This window comes from Acinetobacter sp. WU_MDCI_Abxe161 (genome assembly GCF_025514355.1).
Taxonomy (GTDB): domain Bacteria; phylum Pseudomonadota; class Gammaproteobacteria; order Pseudomonadales; family Moraxellaceae; genus Acinetobacter; species Acinetobacter pittii_E.
Genome location: NZ_JAHPTU010000012.1, coordinates 85,434 through 105,948 on the forward strand (window position 1 = coordinate 85,434; position 20,515 = coordinate 105,948).

21 protein-coding genes and 4 tRNA genes are annotated in these 20,515 nt (G+C 39.7%); 23 read left to right on the top strand and 2 right to left on the bottom strand.

Features of this window, described 5'->3' with window-relative positions; translation table 11 throughout:
- Positions 1-39: 39 nt before the first annotated feature.
- The 4 genes from KTI78_RS13715 (at position 40) to phoU (ending at position 3,774) form a co-directional block, all read left to right on the top strand.
- A complete protein-coding gene (locus KTI78_RS13715; protein ID WP_239975921.1) occupies positions 40-621 on the top strand; it encodes a TetR/AcrR family transcriptional regulator in 582 nt (193 codons plus the stop codon).
- On the top strand, positions 614-1,519 hold the full coding sequence (locus KTI78_RS13720; protein ID WP_262446409.1) for a DMT family transporter: 906 nt from the start codon (positions 614-616) through the stop codon (positions 1,517-1,519). The genes KTI78_RS13715 and KTI78_RS13720 overlap by 8 nt, the downstream gene beginning before the upstream one ends.
- Before the next feature lie 95 nt (positions 1,520-1,614).
- A complete protein-coding gene (locus KTI78_RS13730; protein WP_262446410.1) occupies positions 1,615-2,946 on the top strand; it encodes a TolC family outer membrane protein in 1,332 nt (443 codons plus the stop codon).
- Between the two features lie 105 nt (positions 2,947-3,051).
- On the top strand, positions 3,052-3,774 hold the full coding sequence (gene phoU / locus KTI78_RS13735) for a phosphate signaling complex protein PhoU (RefSeq protein WP_003654470.1): 723 nt from the start codon (positions 3,052-3,054) through the stop codon (positions 3,772-3,774).
- Positions 3,775-4,081: 307 nt separating this feature from the next.
- On the opposite strand, the gene KTI78_RS13740 is transcribed toward phoU, so the two are convergent.
- Positions 4,082-4,351, bottom strand: a complete 270-nt coding sequence (locus tag KTI78_RS13740; protein WP_000089995.1) for an oxidative damage protection protein — start codon at positions 4,349-4,351, stop codon at positions 4,082-4,084.
- Positions 4,352-4,360: 9 nt separating this feature from the next.
- Positions 4,361-5,794 carry an argininosuccinate lyase gene (gene argH, locus KTI78_RS13745; protein WP_002121138.1) on the bottom strand — a complete coding sequence of 478 codons (1,434 nt, stop codon included), beginning with the start codon at positions 5,792-5,794 and terminating at the stop codon, positions 4,361-4,363.
- Here argH and KTI78_RS13750 point away from each other — a divergent pair.
- The 19 genes from KTI78_RS13750 to KTI78_RS13840 form a co-directional block, all read left to right on the top strand.
- Positions 5,785-6,924 carry a sensor histidine kinase gene (locus KTI78_RS13750; protein ID WP_224993529.1) on the top strand — a complete coding sequence of 380 codons (1,140 nt, stop codon included), beginning with the start codon at positions 5,785-5,787 and terminating at the stop codon, positions 6,922-6,924. The two genes, argH and KTI78_RS13750, sit on opposite strands and share 10 nt — an antisense overlap.
- Before the next feature lie 60 nt (positions 6,925-6,984).
- The gene (locus KTI78_RS13755) at positions 6,985-7,725 is read left to right on the top strand and encodes a LytR/AlgR family response regulator transcription factor (RefSeq protein WP_262446411.1); all 741 of its coding nucleotides are present in this window, start codon (positions 6,985-6,987) and stop codon (positions 7,723-7,725) included.
- Positions 7,726-7,825: 100 nt separating this feature from the next.
- Positions 7,826-8,743 (top strand): hydroxymethylbilane synthase, encoded by a 918-nt coding sequence (hemC, locus tag KTI78_RS13760; protein ID WP_262446422.1) that lies wholly within the window; start codon positions 7,826-7,828, stop codon positions 8,741-8,743.
- A 4-nt stretch (positions 8,744-8,747) separates the two neighbouring features.
- Positions 8,748-9,515 carry a uroporphyrinogen-III synthase gene (locus tag KTI78_RS13765; RefSeq protein ID WP_262446412.1) on the top strand — a complete coding sequence of 256 codons (768 nt, stop codon included), beginning with the start codon at positions 8,748-8,750 and terminating at the stop codon, positions 9,513-9,515.
- 8 nt (positions 9,516-9,523) lie between these two features.
- Positions 9,524-10,366 (top strand): hypothetical protein, encoded by an 843-nt coding sequence (locus KTI78_RS13770; RefSeq protein WP_262446414.1) that lies wholly within the window; start codon positions 9,524-9,526, stop codon positions 10,364-10,366.
- 9 nt (positions 10,367-10,375) lie between these two features.
- Positions 10,376-11,569 carry a heme biosynthesis protein HemY gene (locus KTI78_RS13775; RefSeq protein ID WP_262446416.1) on the top strand — a complete coding sequence of 398 codons (1,194 nt, stop codon included), beginning with the start codon at positions 10,376-10,378 and terminating at the stop codon, positions 11,567-11,569.
- Positions 11,570-11,576: 7 nt separating this feature from the next.
- Positions 11,577-12,017, top strand: a complete 441-nt coding sequence (locus KTI78_RS13780; RefSeq protein WP_016142425.1) for an acyl-CoA thioesterase — start codon at positions 11,577-11,579, stop codon at positions 12,015-12,017.
- Between the two features lie 194 nt (positions 12,018-12,211).
- Positions 12,212-12,538 carry an H-NS family nucleoid-associated regulatory protein gene (locus KTI78_RS13785; protein WP_000801427.1) on the top strand — a complete coding sequence of 109 codons (327 nt, stop codon included), beginning with the start codon at positions 12,212-12,214 and terminating at the stop codon, positions 12,536-12,538.
- A gap of 332 nt (positions 12,539-12,870) precedes the next feature.
- The gene (gene gspN, locus KTI78_RS13790) at positions 12,871-13,614 is read left to right on the top strand and encodes a type II secretion system protein N (RefSeq protein WP_239968156.1); all 744 of its coding nucleotides are present in this window, start codon (positions 12,871-12,873) and stop codon (positions 13,612-13,614) included.
- Positions 13,614-14,450, top strand: coding sequence for a type II secretion system protein N (locus KTI78_RS13795; protein WP_262446417.1), 837 nt, complete (start codon positions 13,614-13,616; stop codon positions 14,448-14,450). The genes gspN and KTI78_RS13795 overlap by 1 nt, the downstream gene beginning before the upstream one ends.
- Positions 14,451-14,491: 41 nt before the next feature.
- Complete coding sequence (gene gspD, locus KTI78_RS13800) at positions 14,492-16,762, top strand: type II secretion system secretin GspD (RefSeq protein WP_262446418.1); 2,271 nt, start codon at positions 14,492-14,494, stop codon at positions 16,760-16,762.
- Positions 16,763-16,802: 40 nt separating this feature from the next.
- Positions 16,803-17,429, top strand: a complete 627-nt coding sequence (locus KTI78_RS13805; protein ID WP_239968159.1) for an FHA domain-containing protein — start codon at positions 16,803-16,805, stop codon at positions 17,427-17,429.
- 65 nt (positions 17,430-17,494) lie between these two features.
- On the top strand, positions 17,495-18,163 hold the full coding sequence (locus tag KTI78_RS13810) for a phosphoglycolate phosphatase (protein WP_262446419.1): 669 nt from the start codon (positions 17,495-17,497) through the stop codon (positions 18,161-18,163).
- Positions 18,164-18,272: 109 nt separating this feature from the next.
- Complete coding sequence (gene trpE, locus KTI78_RS13815) at positions 18,273-19,766, top strand: anthranilate synthase component I (RefSeq protein ID WP_262446421.1); 1,494 nt, start codon at positions 18,273-18,275, stop codon at positions 19,764-19,766.
- Positions 19,767-19,864: 98 nt separating this feature from the next.
- Positions 19,865-19,940 (top strand) — tRNA-Thr (locus KTI78_RS13820).
- A 54-nt stretch (positions 19,941-19,994) separates the two neighbouring features.
- Positions 19,995-20,078, top strand: a tRNA-Tyr gene (locus tag KTI78_RS13825).
- Between the two features lie 37 nt (positions 20,079-20,115).
- A tRNA-Gly gene (locus KTI78_RS13830) sits at positions 20,116-20,191 on the top strand.
- A 13-nt stretch (positions 20,192-20,204) separates the two neighbouring features.
- A tRNA-Thr gene (locus KTI78_RS13835) sits at positions 20,205-20,279 on the top strand.
- Positions 20,280-20,426: 147 nt separating this feature from the next.
- Positions 20,427-20,515: GTP-binding protein (locus KTI78_RS13840; RefSeq protein WP_072292276.1), on the top strand; the 89-nt coding region annotated here is incomplete at its 3' end.

A 20,515-nucleotide genomic window follows, 5' to 3' on the forward strand; every position in this document is an offset into this window, starting at 1 on the left:
CTTTATTATTAGGTAGGTCGGTCTACTTAATTGAAAGCTATGAATGATAAAACAGCAAGACAGAAAATTCTCGATGCCGCGGCAACCTTGTTTTATAACGATGGCATTACTGCAACAGGCATTAACTCGGTTACGGCTAAAGCGGATGTTGCGAAGATGTCGCTTTATAATAATTTTTCTTCAAAAGGAGATCTTGTTGATGCCTACATTGCTGCACGACATCAAGAATGGCTCGACCTCTATCAAACACGTTTAGAAAAAACAGAAACAGCGAAACAAGCGATTTTAGCTGTATTTGATGCCTATCAAGACCATGCGGAATTTGCCTATGAAAAAGGCTTTCGTGGTTGTGGATTATTGAATGCTGCGGCTGAGTTTCCGGCAAATAGTGCAGGGCGAAGCTCGGTAAGGCAGCATAAAGAAGAAGTTGAGGCTATTGTTGCTGAGCATTTAAAGAAATTAATACCCGACTCACAGCGTATTAGCTATGTGGCTACACAGCTTTCTTTTCTTTTAGAAGGTTCTATGGCGCGAGCAGGGTTGGAAGGTAACAGTCGTCAACTCCTCTTGGCAAAACAAATGGCAGAAGACATTTTAAATAGAGAATGCCCACATGATTAGCCTCATTAAAAATAGTAGCTATGGAGGCACAATCGCAATTTTAGTTGCCTCTGTTCTGTGGGGAACAACAGGTACTGCGGCCGCATTTGCTCCGACACTTGGCCCACTTGCTATTGGCGCTGTAGCGATGGGTGGAGGAGGTCTTTTACAGGCTTTGGTCGCTTCACGAGCCATTCGGGAAAACCGACAATTCATAAGAGAAAATCTTTCAATACTTCTTTTAGGCGTAGCGGCAGTTGGTATTTATCCTTTGGCCTTTTATTCCTCAATGCATTATGCGGGCATTACGATTGGTACTGTGGTTTCAATTGGTACTGCTCCATTGATCGCAGCAATTTTAGAACGATTTTTTGACCGCAAAGCTTTATCGGCTATCTGGTTTCTAAGTTTTGTGTGCGGTGTGCTTGGTGTAAGTATGTTGTCGATGGGCGAAAGTCATGTGGTTCAAGAGAGTACAAATCAATGGAATAAATTCTTCGGTATTTTCCTTGGGCTGGTCGCTGCTACAACTTATTCGCTTTATTCATGGGCTGCAAAAAGATTAATAGATCGGGGCGTTGCTGCTAAAGCTGCAATGGGCATGATTATGGGTGGTGGAGCAGTTATTTTATTGCCTACTTTATTGATTACAGGTGGAGGGTTACTGCAAAGCTCAACCAATCTACTTGTGGCTGGCTATATGATGCTGATTCCTATGTTTTTGGGTTATTTACTTTTCGGTTTTGGTCTAAAAACAGTAAATGCTAGCAAAGCGACCACCCTAACTTTATTCGAACCTTTAGTTGCTGCGATTTTTGCGATTGTCTTGGTTGGTGAGCATATTTCATGGGTCGGTTGGATAGGCATGTTTTTGATTTTTATTTGTATTTTAATCTTGTCAAAAACTAAGGACGCTTAAAAAACTAAAACTTTTAATGGCTTGAGTTTGATTAGAATTTTTCTTAGTCTTAAGAGCAAGTTTTATCGTTGATTTGAACAATGAAAATAAAATTAATGGTCGCTGTGGGCCTTTGGAGTTTTGCATCTTCGAGCTTTGCTCTAGATTTGGTTGAAGCTTATGAGCGCGCAAAACAAAATGATCCGACATGGCAAGCCAATCAACAACAATATGAAGCAGATCAACTTAATTTAGGCTTGGCAACGGGGGCGTTATTACCGACCGTCACATTGTCTGGGAACATTACTCGTAATCGACAAACTGTAAAACGTTCAAACTTTCCGGGTGTTGACCAAGAAGGCCTGTCAGATGCTTTGGTAAGTAACACGTCAACGACTCGACAAGCGACTCTCACCGCACGTCAGCCATTATTTCGAATGGATGCCTGGGAAGGTTATAAGCAAGTTAAAACTTCGGTTGCCTTAAGTGAAATTACTTTAAGACTGCAAAAACAAGATCATGTTTTAAATGTAGCAGAAGCCTATTTTAATGTGTTGCGTCAGCAGGCGTTGAGTGTTGCATACTTACAAGAAGAAAAGGCTTTGCTTGAACAGCTCAATATGATGAATGCTAAACTCAAAGAAGGGTTGGTGGCGCGTAGTGATGTGAGTGAAGCAAATGCCCAATATCAAAATGCCAGAGCCAATCGTATTTCAACCAATGTTCAATTACTTTTAGCCCAAGAGCAGCTTTCTGAATATATTGGTTCTTATCAAGATAAACTCGCTGTACTGCGAAATGATTTTAATTTTCAAAAGCCTTATCCAGCAGAGCTTAATAACTGGCTTTCTTTGGCGCAGCAAAAAAACTTAAAAATTCAGCAAGCCCGCTTACAGCAAAAATATAGTGAGGACCAGCGCCGTGTAGAAAAGGCAGCGCTTTATCCCCAAATAGATGCTGTGGCAAGCTATGGCTATACCAAACAAACACCAGAGACGCTCATTTCGACTGACGGAAAATTTGATCAGGTTGGGGTAGAAATGAACTGGAATTTATTTAATGGCGGACGGACCCGAACATCAATTAAAAAGGCGACTGTAGAAGCCAGTAAAGCGCAGGCGCAACTTGATGCAGCGATTCGCCGTGCCAATGTCGATGTGAAAAGTGCCTTTATGCAGGTCGATACCGATCAAGCCAAACTTGAAGCAAGAAAGGCCGCAATGGATTCATCTTCTTTGGTTTCTCAAGCCTCGAAAGCAAGTTATAACGAAGGCCTAAAAAGTATGGTTGATGTTTTATTAGCGCAGCGTAATGCTTTTTCTGCAAAACAGGATTATCTTAATGCTCAGTATGACTATTTATTGAATGTACTTCGTTTAAAAGCTGCGGTAGGCCAATTAGGTGAAAAAGATCTGGTTGAGCTCAATAGCTGGTTAACGTATCAGTAATAAAATGCTTTTATCTGAAATTTAATTTTGTCATAAAAACTTAATGATTGCTGTGTTTTAATGCTCAATCATTTTATTCCTGCGCCATCATGTTGGAGGCTTCCCTTGAGTCCGAGTAATCCGGTGTTAAGCCATCATATTTCTTCTCAATTTAATGAAGATTTGCAAGATGTAAACACAAAGTTTATGACCATGGGGGGCTTGGTCGAACAACAGGTTGCCAATGCAATTCATGCTTTACTTGATACAGATGCAAATTTAGCGATTGATGTTCAATTTAAAGATAATGCCGTTAACCAATATGAACGTGATATTGATGAAGGTCTGACGTTGATTTTGGCACGACGTCATCCAGCAGCGATTGACTTGCGTATGGTTATTGCCATGAGCAAAGCCAATACTGACCTTGAGCGCATTGGTGATGAGGCTGCAAAAATTGCCCGTATTGCACAAAACCTCTGTGAAGAGGGGGGATCACCTCGTGGCTACATGGAAACACGTCATATTGGTAACCAAGTTCGTGTCATGATTCATGATGCCCTTGATGCTTTTGCGCGTTTAGATGCAGATCAAGCTTTACGTGTACTTTTAGCCGATGCTGACATCGACCGTGAATATCAATCGGCAACGCGCACATTAATGACTTATATGATTGAAGATCCGCGACATATTGCTCGTGTGATTAATGTCATGTGGGTTTTACGTTCATTAGAGCGTATTGGCGATCATGCTCGTAACATTGCTGAGCAAGTTATTTATATGGCGAAAGGCTTTGATGCTCGTCATACTAAAATTGAAGAAATTGAAGCCAAAGTTCACGAAAAGTAATCTTGAGCTGAAATATTTAAAGGCCTTGTTTCAAGCAAGGCTTTTTTTATTTTTTAAAAATAATAGATAAAAAAATGTCCCGAACTTTGGGGGGAAGTTCAGGACAGAAAATCAAGTGCATAAACACGACAGGGATCGTGTTCTTCCTGCTATAGAGTAATATTAAGTTCTTCGCTTTTTGATGTCATGTAGAGTCCTGTGCTCTCTATGTAAGGCTTTTTATGTTTGTGTAAGTTTCACGTAAAAAAAGGCGGATCTATGTATATAGATCCGCCTTTTTAATGATGAAAAAGCTAAAAGGAACCGATTATTCTGGTTTCCAGCCCTCAGCTTTTTCTACGCTTTCATCATTATTGAAGAATTTTTCACGTTGTTCTTCAAGAAACTTTTTCGCTTCTGGTTCAAACACGTTTAAACGCTTTTCATTAATGAGTGTAGTTTGATGCTGTAACCATTCTTGCCATGCTTGCTTAGAAACATTTTCAAAAAAATCTTGGCCTTTAGCACCTGGGAAAGGAGCGAAGTCTAAACCTTCCATTTCCTTTTGATATTTACGGCAAAATACTTGGCGACTCATGTTTTATCCTTAAGCGTATAACTGTTCTAAACGTGTATGGGCACGCGCAATCGCAGCTTCAACCTGTTTTGGTGAAGTTCCACCAATATGATCACGTGCATTTACAGAAGCTTCTAGTGTTAAGGCTTTATCAAACACATCTGCTGTAATTAAGTCAGAGAATTGTTGTAATTGCTCAAGTGTGAGCTCAGATAAATCTTTTTCTTCAGCAACACCTAATGCGACTGCTTTACCTACAATTTCATGCGCATCACGGAAAGCAACGCCTTTTTTCACTAAATAGTCAGCAAGATCGGTTGCAGTCGAGAAACCACGAAGTGCAGCTTCACGCATGATTTCAATATTTGGAACCAATGCAGGAATCATGTCTGCGAAAGCCATAAGAGAACCACGAACCGTATCGATTGCATCAAATAATGGTTCTTTGTCTTCTTGGTTGTCTTTGTTATATGCCAATGGTTGACCTTTCATGAGCGTAAGTAAGCTAATTAAGTCACCAAATACACGGCCAGATTTACCACGAATAAGTTCTGGAACATCCGGGTTTTTCTTCTGTGGCATGATTGATGAGCCAGTACAGAAACGGTCAGGAATATTCACAAATTTGAACTGTGCAGAAGTCCAAAGAATCAGTTCTTCTGACATACGTGATAAATGCATCATGATCAGTGCAGCAGCAGCATTAAATTCGATGGCAAAGTCACGGTCAGATACAGCATCAAGAGAGTTTTCAGATACAGCTTCAAAACCTAAAAGTTCTGCTGTATAAGCACGGTCAATCGGATAAGTTGTACCAGCAAGAGCAGCTGAACCAAGTGGCATGCGGTTAACGCGCTTACGACAATCTTGAAGACGTTCGGTATCACGCACTAACATTTCAAACCATGCTAACAAGTGATGACCAAAAGTCACAGGCTGAGCAGTTTGTAGGTGTGTAAAGCCCGGCATAATTGTATTTACATTTTTGGCAGCCAAGCCTAATAAGCCTTTTTGTAAACGTTCTAATAATTTTAAAATATCATCAATTTCGTCGCGCAGGTAAAGACGAATATCAGTTGCAACCTGATCGTTACGGCTACGGCCAGTGTGTAATTTTTTACCTGTAATACCAATACGTTGAGTCAAACGTGATTCAATGTTCATGTGAACATCTTCAAGATCGATGCGCCACTCAAAGTTTCCAGCCTCAATTTCTGAGCGAATGGTGCTTAAACCTTCAATAATGTCATCGCGTTCTGCTTCTGTGAGTACGCCAACTTTCGCAAGCATGGTAGCATGCGCAATCGAACCAGCGATGTCTTGTTTATAAAAACGTTGGTCAAACTGAACAGAGGCGGTAAATTCGGCTACAAAAGCGTCCGTCGCTTCAGAAAAACGACCACCCCACATACCTGAGGTTTGGTCTGGGGTTACTGAATTAGGGGGATTTGAAGATGTGGTCATGGTGGCTCAGTAAAATAAAAAAGAGTATATCACTTGCCGAAGCTCAACAAACAAAGTTGTTTCCTACAGCATACCGAAATCAAAATTCTTCCTATTTTTTTACGAAAAATGGGCGTTGGCAACACTTATTCGAATTAATTATCGCAAGTAATGTTTTGGCACTGGTCTTGGCATTGGCTGAAGCGCAGTCTTGGCAAGCCTTGAGCGGGGGGAGACTTTTACAATACATCGTTTTTATTAATTGGGTAATTTTATCCTTTTTTGCTTTAGTTGAACGCTTTCAAGGTTTTTTTAGCAGCTTACGTCAAGAGTTTGCTTTAGCTATTGGCTTTGTCATGCTGCAAGTTATTGTTGTCTTGACCACCTTAATAAGTAATTTTTTTCAGTTTGGTCTTTTCAATAAACATGCTTATCTAACACAGGGCTGGAGCATTTATTTTACCAATGTACCTCTATATCTAAGCTATGGAATATTGTTGGGAGCTTTCTGCTTACGTTATTTATATGTCAGGGAGCAGTGGCTGCATCAACAATATGCAGAATTAAATGCTCGTATTCAGGCCATGCAAGCGAGAATTCACCCTCACTTTTTATTTAATAGTCTGAATAATGTGGTGAGTTTAATTGCGATAGATCCAGATAAAGCAGAAAGTATGCTCATTAGCCTATCGCGTTTATTTCGAGCGAGTTTCCAAGAATTAAAGTTGGTGAGTCTGCATGAAGAAATTGAGCTCAGTAAACAATATTTAATGATTGAGCAGGTGCGGTTGGGGGAGCGTTTAAAAGTAGATTGGAAAATTGAGCTTTCACCTGTGCAATTAAAACAGATCACTATTCCTTTATTGACATTACAGCCTTTGTTAGAGAATAGTATTTTTCATGGGGTAGAACCAATGATGGGTAAAGCAACCATAGGGGTATTGGTTGAAATATTGCAAAATCAAGTCAGTATAGTCATTACCAACCCATATACAGACGATACAATAAATTCACGGAAAGGGCATGGAATCGCCCTTGAAAATGTAAAACAACGCCTGAAAGCATATTACGGGAACACTGTTAGATTTCAGGTTTATAAAGGTGAAGCCTTATATACCACTATTATGAGCTATCAATATCAAACAAAATAATAAGTCAGTCAGAGTTAACCATAAAAAAATGGATCAAGTTAACGGTGACAAGGAGGATGAATGAAGGTGCTAATTTGTGATGACGAACCACTTGCAGTGGAACGATTGTCACGTTTAGTTTCAAAGATGGGACATGAAGTTGTATCAACGGCTCATCATGGACAAGAGGCCTTGGAACAGGCACGGCTTCATCAACCGGATGTAATTTTACTTGATATTCAAATGCCAGGTATGAATGGTCTTGTCTGTGCAGAACAGTTAAGCCAGTTCAATCCTCGACCTGCGATTGTGTTTTGTACCGCCTACGATCAGCATGCATTGGAAGCTTTTAAATCTCAAGCTCAGGCATATCTTCTTAAGCCGATTGACCCAATAGAGCTTGAGCAAGCTTTAGGTCAATTGACACAGCTTACACAAGCACAGCTCAACGCTTTGCCACAACATGAATTTTTACAGGATCTAAAAACACAGCGTCATCAAATTGCCGCAAAAACCTACCGTGGCGTTGAACTGATTCCTGTTGAAAATATCTATTATTTTTTAGCTGATCAGAAATACGTTACGGTGCGTCATAAAAATGGCAGTGTATTAATAGATGAAACATTAAAAGAACTTGAAACCGAATTTGCAGATCAATTTATTCGTATTCATCGAAATGCGTTGGTGGCAGTTGCATATTTAGATGGGCTGGAGCTGGTTAGTTCGGGGCAATATCAAGTTAGGCTGCGAGGTCTTGATGAAAGACTTTCAGTGAGCCGTCGACATTTGTCTACACTTAGAGAGCGAATTCATCAGCTCTAAATTTAAAAGAGTGATCTTGGACTTGCGAGATTTTACTTGCAATTTTAAGGGATCAAGTTAAGTTTAGGGTGTATTGTTTGACCAGCCCATGCTTGAATTTATGAAAACCTTGAAAATTGCTACACGACAAAGCCCACTTGCTCTTTGGCAGGCAGAACATATTCGTGCCCGTTTACAGGAGCTTCACCCTGATTTAACAGTGGAATTGGTTAAATTTGTCACGCAGGGCGATAAAATTTTAGATACACCTTTAGCAAAAATTGGGGGCAAAGGGCTGTTTGTTAAAGAGTTAGAAGCAGCACTTTTAGATGGGCGTGCAGACTTAGCTGTACATTCAATGAAAGATGTACCAATGGCTTTGCCGGAGGGATTAACTTTGGCAGTGATTTGTGAGCGAGAAGACCCATTCGATGCTTTCGTTTCAAATCAATTTGAAAAATTTGCTGACTTGCCGCAAGGTGCAAAAGTTGGTACTTCAAGTTTACGTCGTAAATCTCAAATTTTAAAACAACGCCCAGATCTACAAATTATTGACTTACGTGGAAATGTGGGGACACGTTTAGCTAAATTAGATGAAGGTCAATATGATGCGATTATTCTAGCCAGTGCTGGTTTAAAACGTTTAGGGTTGTCAGAACGTATTCGTCATTGCTTAACACCAGATATTAGTTTGCCTGCGGTGGGTCAAGGTGCATTGGGTTTAGAATGCCGTGCAGCTGACCAAGATGTACTAGCTTTAATTCAACCGCTATTACACCAAGAAACAGATGTTTGTGTTCGTGCTGAGCGTGCTTTTAATGCTTACCTTGAAGGCGGTTGTCAGGTCCCAATTGCAGGTTATGCCACACTTCAAAATGGACAAATTCATATTGAAGGTCGTGTAGGAAGCGCTGATGGGCAAACATTATTGCGTGCTGAGCTTACAGACGAAGCCAATAATGCTCAGCAATTGGGTGAAAACCTTGCTCGAAACTTACTTGATCAAGGTGCTGGCGAGTTATTGAAGGCTCTCTATTAAAACTATGTTGTTTATTAATACTCGACCTGATTCGCGTGCAACTGAATTAACAGAAGCTTTGCAAAATAAGGGATATCAGGTTGAGTCTTTACCTCTTTTAGAACTTGTTGCCAAACCCTTTTCGGAACAATTACTTGAGCTTTACCAGCAATTAAGTAAAGCGCAAGCGATTGTTGTGGTCAGCCCAACTGCTGTTGAGGTGGGCATGAAGTATTTAGAAAAAAGCGGTCTAAAGCTCAGTGATTTAAAACATATTCAGTGGATTGCGGTAGGACAGGCAACAGCCAATCGTCTAAATGAATATGGAATAGAAGCACATATTCCCGATGTCGAAACTTCTGAAGGGATGCTCAATCTGCCTATTCTGCATAATATGCAACAGACGGAGAGTGTGGCTTTCTGGCGGGGAGAGGGCGGACGCCAATTTATGATGGAGACCTTGCAACAACAAGGAATTCAGATCTTAAATTTCGTTTTATATCATCGGCAGTGTCCAGAAGCTTCATATTCGACATTCAAACATCTGACACAGAATTCAAATTATAATTTAAATAAATGGCTCGTCTTAATTACCAGTGAAGCGAGCTGGAAGTATTGGTTAGAACTTTGTTCAAAAAATAATGCACAACCTGATTGTGTATATCTAGTTTTAGGACCTCGTCTTTTTCAAATTGTTAAAGAGTATCGTGATCAGCAACTGGCTCATTTTCACATTATTCAACTTGAAAATTTATCGCCTTCGGGGATGATTCATCACATTCAGGCATTATAAGGATTCATATGAGAAAACTTGTTTCTATCATCATTTTGCTGGGCATAGCTTGGTTGGCTAAGCTCAGCTACGATATGTGGCAAATTTCTCGTACTGTTCCCGAGCTTAAACAAAGCCTGCTGCAATCAGAACAGCACTATGCCAGTTTAAATGATCAATTGGTTGCTTTACAGCGGCAGTTGCAGAGCCAGCCTGTAAATACAGGAAATAAACTCAGTTCAGTGGCTCAACCAGATGATTCTCCGACAGGTATTGCGCCTACAGTTTTAATTAAACAAAAGTTGGATTTAATTCAATTTGCAATTGATCAGCAGCAATTGATTTATGCAGTTGATCAATTAAATCAGTTACAACAATCTCTTGTGCACTATGAAATTGCCCCTGCATTACAACATAGCTTGAATCAATCACTTGAGCAGGATAAGCAGGCAGTTCAACAATTCACTTTGGCTCAAAATCAACGTCATCAACTAATCGACGACTTATTGCAGAGTATTGATAAAAATATTCAACAAGCCTTAGCTCAACCTAAACTTGAAATGGATCAATCCGAGAGTGTGTCTTGGTGGAAAAAATGGTTCCGTATAGAAAAAGTAGAAACCCCTTCTATTAATTTAATGAATCGAAGTGTCGTGCTCAAAGAAGTGCAATTAAGATTGTTAATTGCCGAACAGGCACTTAATCAAGGGAAAATGACTGAGTATCAAAATGAGTTGCAATCTGTGATGCAAAAGTTAGATGAGATGCCTGATGCAGCAAGTCAGCAGTTAAAAAAACGTATTGCTAAAGTGGCGCATTTATCTGTTGTGCCGGTTCCGAAACTCTCTACACTTGGGCTCATTGGCTCATAAGGAGGATATATGAAACACCTCCTGTGGGTTTATTTCGTCATCAGCTTAATACTTTTCGCAGCCTTAGCTTTATTGAGTTACGGTTATGGAATGGGATACGTCTATATTTACTGGCGACAATTGCAGTTGCAAACAAATGTCTGGGGGTTAACCCTTACTTTTGTGGTAATGAGCTTTATTGCTCAACTTATATGGCTGTGGGTTAAGCGTTATTCATCTCGTGAGCAAAGAAAAAGTGAAAACATCTTTCAGTTTAAAAACCTTCATCCCTATGAACAATTAGGTATTGTCTGGTTATTAGAGGCTGCCGAAGATCAACGAGTATTTATTGAGCGCGTTTTTACTCAATCAGGGCTTTTAAAAAATATTATTGATGCCAAGTTTCTGGTTTTAAATGGTGACTATCCAAAAGCCCTGGCTGCTCTTGATCAATCACCACCTATGGCATTTGAATTGGCTGAGTTACAGCGAATTGAAATCTTTTTAGCCGAAAATGAAGCCGACCGCGCATTAACTCATCTTGAATTCTTATATCAACATCAATTATCGCCTTGGCTTGAAGAAATAGAAACTGCCTATCAGCAAAAATTAACTGCATTATGGGGGCAATTAGCGCTGCAACATCCATGGGTATATTTACGATCCATGAAATATGGCTTATTAGATGCAGAGCATCGTGATTTATGGCTGCAACAACTTCTTCAGCAATTCGATCAGGCTTCTGTTGATGACTTACATGCCTTACAGCAACGTTATTTAGATTTAGAGTCTGAAATTCAAACTCGACCTTATAGCAGTAAGTTGTTATGGCTAAAACTATTAGCACGTATGCCTGATATGAGCATGCAACATGCGGATTTAACCCTTCACTTGTTAAAAGAGCAGTTTGATCCAGAAGTATTTTATTTATGGTTTCAGCAACAGTTACTTAAACAGGTTCCTGACTATGCTGATGTCGAAGAAAAAATCATTCAGTTCGAAAATCAATATATGAATTTGCCTGTTTTAACCTTTGCAAAATGGCATGTCTATATGGCAACTGGACGTCAAGCAGAAGCTGAAACATTATTATCATTATATCCAGATAATATTTTAATGAGCTATTTACGTATTAAGTCTACACTTAAAGAAGATGAAGTGTTAATCAAACAGTTAAATCTAATCTTTGAAAATGATGCAAATTTTTTAAAGTTTAAAATATGAGGTAAAAATGAAAGAACTGTCTGTCTACCCGATAATATATGAACAGAAAGTTGCATGGGGAGATATGGACGCTTTTGGTCATGTCAATAATGTACAATATTATCGATATATTGAAAGCTCACGTATTTTATATATGGAAGCAATAAATATATTAACCCCTCAAATATATCCCGTTGTAGCTTCAAGTCAGTGTAAATATTTAAGACCTGTTTTTTATCCCGATGTATTGAAAGTAGGGGTTCGCGTGGAAGAGATTCGTAATAGCGCATTCCGTATGGCTTATATATTGTGGAGTGAAACCCAACAACAAATCGTGGCGACTGCTGAGGCTGTTCTGGTATGTATGGATAAATTAACAGAACGAAAATGTGAAATACCTCAGGAGATAAAACAAAAAATGATTGAACTAGAAAAATCAGTAGGACATGACTTAATACATTTATCTTAAATAAATATTAATAAAATATATTTCATTTATAATTGATAATGTAATTAAAAGGTAATTTTTTTGGTTATTCTGATGAACACGGCTTTCAAACTATTGCTTATTGAATAGATTATAAATAATATTGGTCTTGATTTTATGTTTTTAAATTTTGTCTGTATTATTTTGAATTGTCTGTAAGACTGGAGTATTTATTAATGAAGCCGGATATCAGTGAATTATCTGTTGAAGAGTTAAAACGCTTACAAGAAGAAGCAGAAGCTTTAATTGCAAGTAAAAAAGATCAAGCAATCGAAGATGCTTATAATCAAATTATCGAGATTGCTGAAAATGTAGGTTTCAGTGTTGAACAACTTCTTGAGTTTGGTGCTCAAAAACGTAAGAAAACAACTCGTAAATCTGTTGAGCCTCGTTACCGTAACAAAAACAATGCTGAAGAGACTTGGACTGGTCGCGGTAAACAACCACGCTGGTTAGTTGCTGAAATTGAAAAAGGCGCAAAACTAGAAGATTTCTTAATCTAATCGTAGTGCCGATTTAAAAAGCCAAGCAAATTTGCTTGGCTTTTTTATTTATAAAAATATCTCAAAATTTTGCTGTAAATATTATTTTAAAATGAGTGCTTAAATTCTTCTTTAAATGAATTGTTGAGATCAAATGTGCATTTAGTTCATTGAGTGTCAAGTTTTCATGATTTTGTCATACGTTCAACTTATAGTCTTAATATCGAAGCCAAGCCTGATTGCTTGGTTTTTTTATATGAAGTGAATTGGCGATGTTGAAAAAGTATGCATAATGTCAGACTAGGGAGCTACTCTCAAAATAAGGACGATAATTTGCATGTTGGTAAGGCTGAATGAAGAAAAAGTCTAAGCAATGGAAGTGGTGGTTTTTTGCCCTCATTGCATTTTTAATTTTTATAATTTTACAGATCCCAGCGACGTGGCTTATTTCTAAATTTTCAAAGAATAATCAAACTCTACACAATGTAAGCGGAAATATCTGGCAAGGCCAAGCAGATTGGCGGCGTGGTACGTTGAGAGGCTCGATTCATTGGAAAACTAGACCTCTAGACCTATTTTTATTACGGTTCGCTGCTGACGTAGATATCCATAGTGGAAATACCCAATTATCTGGGGTAATGGGTTATGGTGTGGGGAAAAAAGTAATTGTAAAGACTATGAATGGTCAGGTTGCGCCTGAAACATTAAAACAAATTGTAAATTGGCAATGGCCTACGAACAGTATTCAGCTTAAAGATATTGAGTTTAATTATAAAAAAGAGCAGGGTTTTGCCGCAGTTGATGGCCAATTGCATTGGGGTGGTGGTGCTTTAATTTATAATATTGGTGATCGTCAAGACCGTATGAATATGCCTTCTTTAAATGGGCAATTAACGGATCAAAATGGACAGTTGCAAGTTGATATACGTGATCAACGCAGTCAAAAAATGGCAAATCTTTTATTAGATGCCAACATGATGCTTGATGTGCAACTCACGCAAAGATTATTACTTAATATTCCATCTTATGATGGAAAAGCTGGTTTAGATACATTTGTCATTAGTTCTCGTCAACCCTTAATACAAGGGGGTAGCTAATGAAAGTATGGATTGAGAAATTACAGCAACTACAATGGCAAAAATTAGACCGGTTAAGTGTGGTTGTATTTGCCTTTTTGATTTTATGGTTGTGTTGGAAGTTAGCTTCATTATTTTGGTGGGTGATTGCACCTCCTCAAATGATGCAGTTTGATAGAGTGGAGTTGGGGTCACAGCAACCGCAAATTCCTAACATTAGTACTTTTTCGCTTTTTAATGAACCTTCAGCCAATGCAGCTCAGGAAAATATCAACCTAGAATTGCAAGGTGTGATGCTCGGTTATCCGAACCGTTTTTCCTCGGCTGTTATTAAGCTGGATAATACTGCTGACCGGTATCGGGTGGGAGAAACAATAGGCTCTACATCTTATCAGTTGGCAGAAGTTTATTGGGATCACGTGATATTGCGTCAAGGTAATGGAAGCACGCGTGAACTCCAATTTAAAGGTTTGCCAAATGGTTTGTATCAGCCTATGACACCAGATGCTTCACAATCTGCTGCTACTGCGCCTCAGCCCTCAACACCTGTTAATACGGCTCAAGAGGCATTAGGGCAGGTTATTCAGCAAATGCAAGGCAACCGTGAACAATATCTGCGTGACATGGGGGTTAGTGGGAACTCCAGTGAAGGTTTTGAAGTTACAGAACGTACACCCACTGCGCTTCGAAATAAGTTAGGTTTAAGGCCGGGTGATCGGATTGTTTCTTTAAACGGTCAAACGATTGGGCAGGGACAAACGGATGTGCAGTTACTTGAGCAGGCTCGTCGAGCTGGACAAGTGAAAATAGAAATAAAACGTGGTGATCAAGTGATGACCATACAACAAAATTTTTAGTGATAACACGTCACCATAAGAGTTAGGAATTATCGCAAGTTATGGCTTTATTGAATCATCAACGTCCACTTTGGGCATTACTTGCAGCAGCCCCATTGATTGCGACAGTGAGCAGCAGTGTCTATGCCCAAACATGGAAGATCAATTTACGTGATGCTGACTTAACTGCATTTATTAATGAAGTAGCGGACATCACGGGTAAAAACTTTGCAGTAGATCCACGAGTGCGTGGCAACGTCACAGTAATATCGAATAAGCCCCTCAATAAAAATGAAGTTTACGATCTGTTTCTTGGGGTCTTAAACGTAAATGGAGTGGTGGCAATTCCTTCAGGTAACACCATTAAATTAGTACCTGATAGCAATGTTAAGAACTCGGGAATTCCTTACGACTCCCGAAATAAATTGCGTGGGGATCAGATTGTTACCCGCGTTATTTGGCTTGAAAATACTAATCCGAACGACTTAATTCCAGCACTTCGCCCTTTAATGCCACAATTTGCGCATATGGCTGCGATTGCAGGGACTAATGCGCTGATTGTTTCGGACCGTGCAGCAAATATTTATCAACTTGAAAATATTATTCGTAATCTGGATGGCACTGGACAGAATGATATTGAGGCAATAGGCCTTCAATCGAGCCAAGCTGAAGAAATCATTACCCAGCTGGAGGCAATGAGTGCTACGGGAGCATCTAAAGATTTTAATGGTGCACGTATCCGTATTATTGCAGACAACCGTACCAATCGTATTTTAGTAAAGGGCGATCCTGAAACGCGTAAGCGCATTCGCCATATGATTGAAATGCTGGATGTACCTTCGGCAGACCGTTTAGGTGGTTTAAAAGTTTTTCGCTTGAAATATGCAAGTGCAAAAAATTTATCTGAAATTTTACAAGGTCTTGTGACGGGGCAGGCTGTTTCTTCATCAAATAGTAATAACAGTTCCTCTAATACATCGAATCCGATCAATAATTTGATGGGTAATAACCAGAATTCCAGTTCAAATACCTCTGGTTCAAATGGTAGCTCAATTTCTACGCCATCTATTAATCTAAATGGTAATTCAAATAATAGTAATCAAAACAGTATCTCTAGCTTTAGCCAAAATGGTGTGAGCATTATTGCGGATAATGCCCAAAACTCGTTAGTGGTTAAGGCAGACCCTCAATTAATGCGTGAAATTGAATCTGCTATTCAGCAGCTCGATGTTCGCCGTCAGCAAGTCCTTATTGAAGCTGCAATTATTGAAGTCTCAGGTAAAGATGCTGATCAATTAGGGGTGCAATGGGCACTCGGTGATATTAATAGTGGCATAGGACTAATTAACTTTACTAATGCAGGTTCTAGCTTGGCTTCACTGGCAGCTGGTTATCTAACAGGTGGCGCAGCTGGTCTGGGCAGTGCAATTGGGGCTGGTAGTTCAATAGCATTAGGAAAATATAAAGAAGGTGCAGACGGTTCTCGCCAGCTTTATGGAGCTTTGATTCAAGCTCTAAAAGAGAATACAGCTTCTAATTTATTATCTACACCCTCTATTGTGACGATGGATAATGAAGAAGCATATATTGTTGTCGGCCAGAATGTTCCATTTGTAACAGGATCAGTTACTACAAACAGTACTGGGATCAATCCATACACAACAGTTGAGCGAAAAGATGTCGGTGTAACATTAAAAGTTATACCTCACATTGGTGAAAATGGCACAGTTCGACTTGAGATTGAACAAGAAGTTTCAAATGTTCAGGCAAGTAAAGGCCAGGCTGCCGACTTAATTACCAACAAACGTGCTATTAAAACGGCTGTATTAGCAGAACATGGACAGACAGTTGTTTTAGGTGGTTTGGTATCTGATGATGTTGAGTTTAACCGTCAAGGTATTCCTGGGTTGAGCAGTATCCCCTATGTGGGGCGATTGTTCCGATCAGATAATAGAAGCAATGTAAAACGTAACCTTCTTGTTTTTATCCACCCAACAATTGTGGGTGATGCAAATGATGTGCGTCGCTTGTCTCAGCAGCGCTATAGTCAACTTTATAGCTTGCAATTAGCTATGGATAAAAATGGCAATTTTGCAAAACTGCCTGAACAGGTTGATGATGTCTATAATCAAAAAATGACACCGCCTAGTATTGCTTCTCAACCGAAAAACTATCAACAGGTTCCGTCGGGTGGAAAAACTTCGACAGTAACCACACCTGTGGCAGTAGAGCCAGCGGTTCAAAAGCAAACCTTGCAGTTGCCTGACCCTGAAATTAATCGTACTAAAAATACAGTAACAACAACGACACTGCGCCCAAGCACAGCACAGTAGTAGCATGTTATGATTAATAAAAAATGAATGGGACATACGTATGACTTGGAAACTACAAGCAATTACTGGTGAAATTACAGGCCAAGAAATTAGTGTTGATCGTGATATGTTAGTAGGGCGTCATCAAGATGCCGATGTGTTATTACAAGCTGCTGAGATTTCACGTCGCCACGCGGCATTGCTTTTAAAAGATCAGGCGCTATGGGTGCAAGACCTTAATTCATCGAATGGCACATTTGTAAACGATATTCGTATTGAGCAAGAAAAGCAGCTACATGATGGTGATATTGTTCAGTTCGCTAGTTTTAAATTTTCTGTATTAGCACCTGCACAGACAATCACGGAATTACCTGAAATTGAAGCCGAGCCTGTAAATACAACATCATCTCCAGATTTAAGCGATCAAGGAATGCCAAGCCTTGCAGAGCGCGCTGCAGAAGTCGAAGTTCGTCGCGATGGTATGCCGCAGAATATTTCTATTCCAAAGCCTGCACCTATTCCAGAAGGTGTGGATATCAATGCACAACAGCAAACGCCTATTGCTTTTGATGAGCCAGTTTCTCGTGTTGCAGAAGAAAAAGAGCAACAGAAGAATGCATCCGTTGGTTTAATCACAATTATTATTTTAGTAATTTTAGCTGTATTAGCATGGTTGTTCTTTAAATAATCCATTGCTGCTTTTACAATCAAGGCATGCTAAACGCATGCCTTTTTAATTTTGAGTAGAAAAAGATGTCTGTTGCACAACTAAGTAAGCGCGATTTAATTTTATTTGATCTAGATGGAACGCTAGTTGATTCTGCTGCTGATTTGTATCGGGCGATGAATTTAAGTTTAGAGGCGCTAAGTTGGCCAAAGGTAACAGAAGCCCAAATACGAGAATGGGTAGGCAAAGGAGCTTCAAAACTCTGTGAAAGCGTTCTAATTCATATTTTTGGAAAATTAGATCCTGAACAACATAAAGTTTTATTACAGAAGTTTATTGATATATATAGTGTAGAGCTTTGTGTAAATACTCAAATTTATCCTGGGGTAACCGAGTTTTTAAAATATTGTAAAACTTTAAATATACAAATGGCATGCGTGACCAATAAGCCTGTACAACTTGCCCAAGGGTTGCTTGATGCTTTGGAGCTCTCTCCATATTTCCAAGTCGTACTTGGTGGGGATAGCTTACCTGAGAGAAAGCCCCATCCATTGCCATTATTACATTGTATGCAAAGCTTAAAAATATCGGCTTCACAATCATTAATGATTGGTGATTCAAGTAATGATATTGAGGCTGCACGTCGCGCGGGAATTGATTGTATTGTAGTTAGCTATGGCTATAATCATGGAGAAAATATCTATGATTGCCAACCTCAGCAAGTTGTTGATAGTTTGGCTGAGTTAATTATCTAATGAATGAAATGGAGATCAGCATGAATAAGCGTATGGTTTTTCGATGGCGTGTCTAAATCGAATCTAGAAAAACACCCTTTTAAATCGAAACCATATTAGAGAAGAATTCATGACTACATTAGCGCAATTTGAACAACTTAAGGCTTCAGGCTACAACACGATTCCAGTCTATCGCCAACGCTTAGCAGACACAGAAACCCCTTTATCTGTTTTTGCTCGTTTTAAAGACCAGACACAGGCTTATTTATTTGAGTCCGTCGAAGGCGGTGAAAATTGGGCGCGCTATTCTATGATTGGATTAGGCGAGTCGACGGTATTCTCATGTAATGCTGGTATTCTATCTATACAGCACGCTGATGGTTCGGTCACACAACAAGATTGCCAAGATCCATTTCAATATATTCGTGAATTCCAGAAGCAGTTTAAAGTGCCTTCTGCTGAACTGTTGCCAAACTTACCGAGCTTTACGGGCGGATTAGTGGGGTATTTGGGCTATGATGCGGTTCGCTACATAGAACCACGTTTAAAAAATGTCCCAGCGGCTGATCCAATTACATTGCCAGATTTATGGTTGATGCTATCGAAGACGGTTGTTGTCTTTGACAATCTTAAAGATACTTTATTCTTAATTGTTCATGCCGACACTACCCAGCCAAATGCCTATGAAGATGCTCAAGAAAAGTTAGATCAGTTAGAGCAATTGTTGGCTACACCAGTAAGTTTGCAAGCTAAGCCACATACACCTCCACATTTTGAATCAATTACCGGCAAAGAAAAATTCCTTGAGACCATAGAAAAGGTTAAAGAATACATCCGTGCGGGGGATGTGATGCAGGTTGTTCCGGGCCAGCGTATGGTTTCTGATTTTGATGGTGAAGCTTTACAGGTCTATCGTGCTTTGCGTCATTTAAATCCTTCTCCTTATTTATTTTTGGTACAAGGACAAACTATTACAGATAAAAAGCCATTTCATATTGTAGGGTCATCACCAGAAATTCTTTCTCGCCTCGAAAATGGTATTGCGACAGTACGTCCGCTTGCAGGTACCAGACCTCGTGGAAAAACTAAAGAAGAAGATATTGCTTTAGAAAAAGACTTACTTTCTGATGAAAAAGAAATCGCAGAGCATTTAATGCTGATTGACCTTGGTCGAAATGATGTCGGGCGAGTGTCCAAAATTGGAAAGGTCCAAGTGACTGATCAAATGGTGATTGAGCGCTATTCGCATGTCATGCACATTGTTTCAAATGTACAAGGCGAAGTTCGTGATGATATCGATGCGCTAGATGTATTTAAGGCGACTTTCCCTGCAGGTACTTTGTCAGGTGCACCAAAAATTCGTGCAATGGAAATTATTGATGAAGTTGAGCCTGTAAAAAGAGGTGTCTTTGGTGGGGCAGTAGGTTATTTAGGATGGCATGGTGAAATGGATATGTCGATTGCAATCCGTACTTGTGTTATCCGAGATAAAAAAGTCTATGTACAGGCTGGAGCAGGTCTGGTTGCGGACTCAAATCCTGAATCTGAATGGAATGAAACGCAAATAAAAGCTCGCGCAGTGATCAAAGCGGTTGAATTATCATCAAACGGATTGATTTTATGAGTTTTTAGCGGTTTTTTTTAAAAAATCGCTTGCATCGTTTGGAAGTTTTGCTAAACTGCACACCGTTCCGATACGAAACGTACGAAACACTAAGAAGAGCCGGCATAGCTCAGTTGGTAGAGCAACTGACTTGTAATCAGTAGGTCCACAGTTCGAATCCGTGTGCCGGCACCATCTTAAAGGTGTGTAGTTGTGAAGTAAAGAACAACACTGAAATAAGTGTGATATGGTGAGATTCCCGAGCGGTCAAAGGGGGCGGACTGTAACTCCGCTACGAAAGTTTCGAAGGTTCGAATCCTTCTCTCACCACCATTAACTTCGATTGAAGTGGTATATATACCAACACAGTGCGGGAGTAGCTCAGTTGGTAGAGCGGCAGCCTTCCAAGCTGCATGTCGCGAGTTCGATCCTCGTCTCCCGCTCCATCGAAGGATAATCGCTCTTATAGCTCAGTGGTAGAGCACTCCCTTGGTAAGGGAGAGGTCTCGAGTTCAAATCTCGATAAGAGCTCCAGATACAGTTTAGTAGATTTTCTACAAAGATTTAAAAAGCAGGCTTATTAGTCTGCTTTTCAAGTATTGGGTGTTTGATTTTTTTGGCGATATGTCGATGCTGGGTGTTTGCTCAGAATTGTGTTCGACGTAAACGAGGACTATAAACATGGCTAAGGCTAAGTTTGAACGTAATAAGCCACACGTAAACGTGGGCACAATCGGTCACGTTGACCATGGTAAAACAACTTTAACTGC

Excerpts from the sequence above, each read along its gene's own strand:
- KTI78_RS13715 (WP_239975921.1), top strand. The coding sequence starts at position 40 with ATGAATGATAAAACAGCAAGACAGAAAATTCTCGATGCCGCGGCAACC.
- KTI78_RS13720 (WP_262446409.1), top strand. The coding sequence starts at position 614 with ATGATTAGCCTCATTAAAAATAGTAGCTATGGAGGCACAATCGCAATT.
- KTI78_RS13730 (WP_262446410.1), top strand. The coding sequence starts at position 1,615 with ATGGTCGCTGTGGGCCTTTGGAGTTTTGCATCTTCGAGCTTTGCTCTA.
- KTI78_RS13740 (WP_000089995.1), bottom strand. The coding sequence starts at position 4,351 with ATGAGTCGCCAAGTATTTTGCCGTAAATATCAAAAGGAAATGGAAGGT.
- KTI78_RS13750 (WP_224993529.1), top strand. The coding sequence starts at position 5,785 with ATGTGGTCATGGTGGCTCAGTAAAATAAAAAAGAGTATATCACTTGCC.
- argH (WP_002121138.1), bottom strand. The coding sequence starts at position 5,794 with ATGACCACATCTTCAAATCCCCCTAATTCAGTAACCCCAGACCAAACC.
- KTI78_RS13755 (WP_262446411.1), top strand. The coding sequence starts at position 6,985 with ATGAAGGTGCTAATTTGTGATGACGAACCACTTGCAGTGGAACGATTG.
- hemC (WP_262446422.1), top strand. The coding sequence starts at position 7,826 with ATGAAAACCTTGAAAATTGCTACACGACAAAGCCCACTTGCTCTTTGG.
- KTI78_RS13765 (WP_262446412.1), top strand. The coding sequence starts at position 8,748 with ATGTTGTTTATTAATACTCGACCTGATTCGCGTGCAACTGAATTAACA.
- KTI78_RS13770 (WP_262446414.1), top strand. The coding sequence starts at position 9,524 with ATGAGAAAACTTGTTTCTATCATCATTTTGCTGGGCATAGCTTGGTTG.
- KTI78_RS13775 (WP_262446416.1), top strand. The coding sequence starts at position 10,376 with ATGAAACACCTCCTGTGGGTTTATTTCGTCATCAGCTTAATACTTTTC.
- KTI78_RS13780 (WP_016142425.1), top strand. The coding sequence starts at position 11,577 with ATGAAAGAACTGTCTGTCTACCCGATAATATATGAACAGAAAGTTGCA.
- KTI78_RS13785 (WP_000801427.1), top strand. The coding sequence starts at position 12,212 with ATGAAGCCGGATATCAGTGAATTATCTGTTGAAGAGTTAAAACGCTTA.
- gspN (WP_239968156.1), top strand. The coding sequence starts at position 12,871 with ATGAAGAAAAAGTCTAAGCAATGGAAGTGGTGGTTTTTTGCCCTCATT.
- KTI78_RS13795 (WP_262446417.1), top strand. The coding sequence starts at position 13,614 with ATGAAAGTATGGATTGAGAAATTACAGCAACTACAATGGCAAAAATTA.
- gspD (WP_262446418.1), top strand. The coding sequence starts at position 14,492 with ATGGCTTTATTGAATCATCAACGTCCACTTTGGGCATTACTTGCAGCA.
- KTI78_RS13805 (WP_239968159.1), top strand. The coding sequence starts at position 16,803 with ATGACTTGGAAACTACAAGCAATTACTGGTGAAATTACAGGCCAAGAA.
- KTI78_RS13810 (WP_262446419.1), top strand. The coding sequence starts at position 17,495 with ATGTCTGTTGCACAACTAAGTAAGCGCGATTTAATTTTATTTGATCTA.
- trpE (WP_262446421.1), top strand. The coding sequence starts at position 18,273 with ATGACTACATTAGCGCAATTTGAACAACTTAAGGCTTCAGGCTACAAC.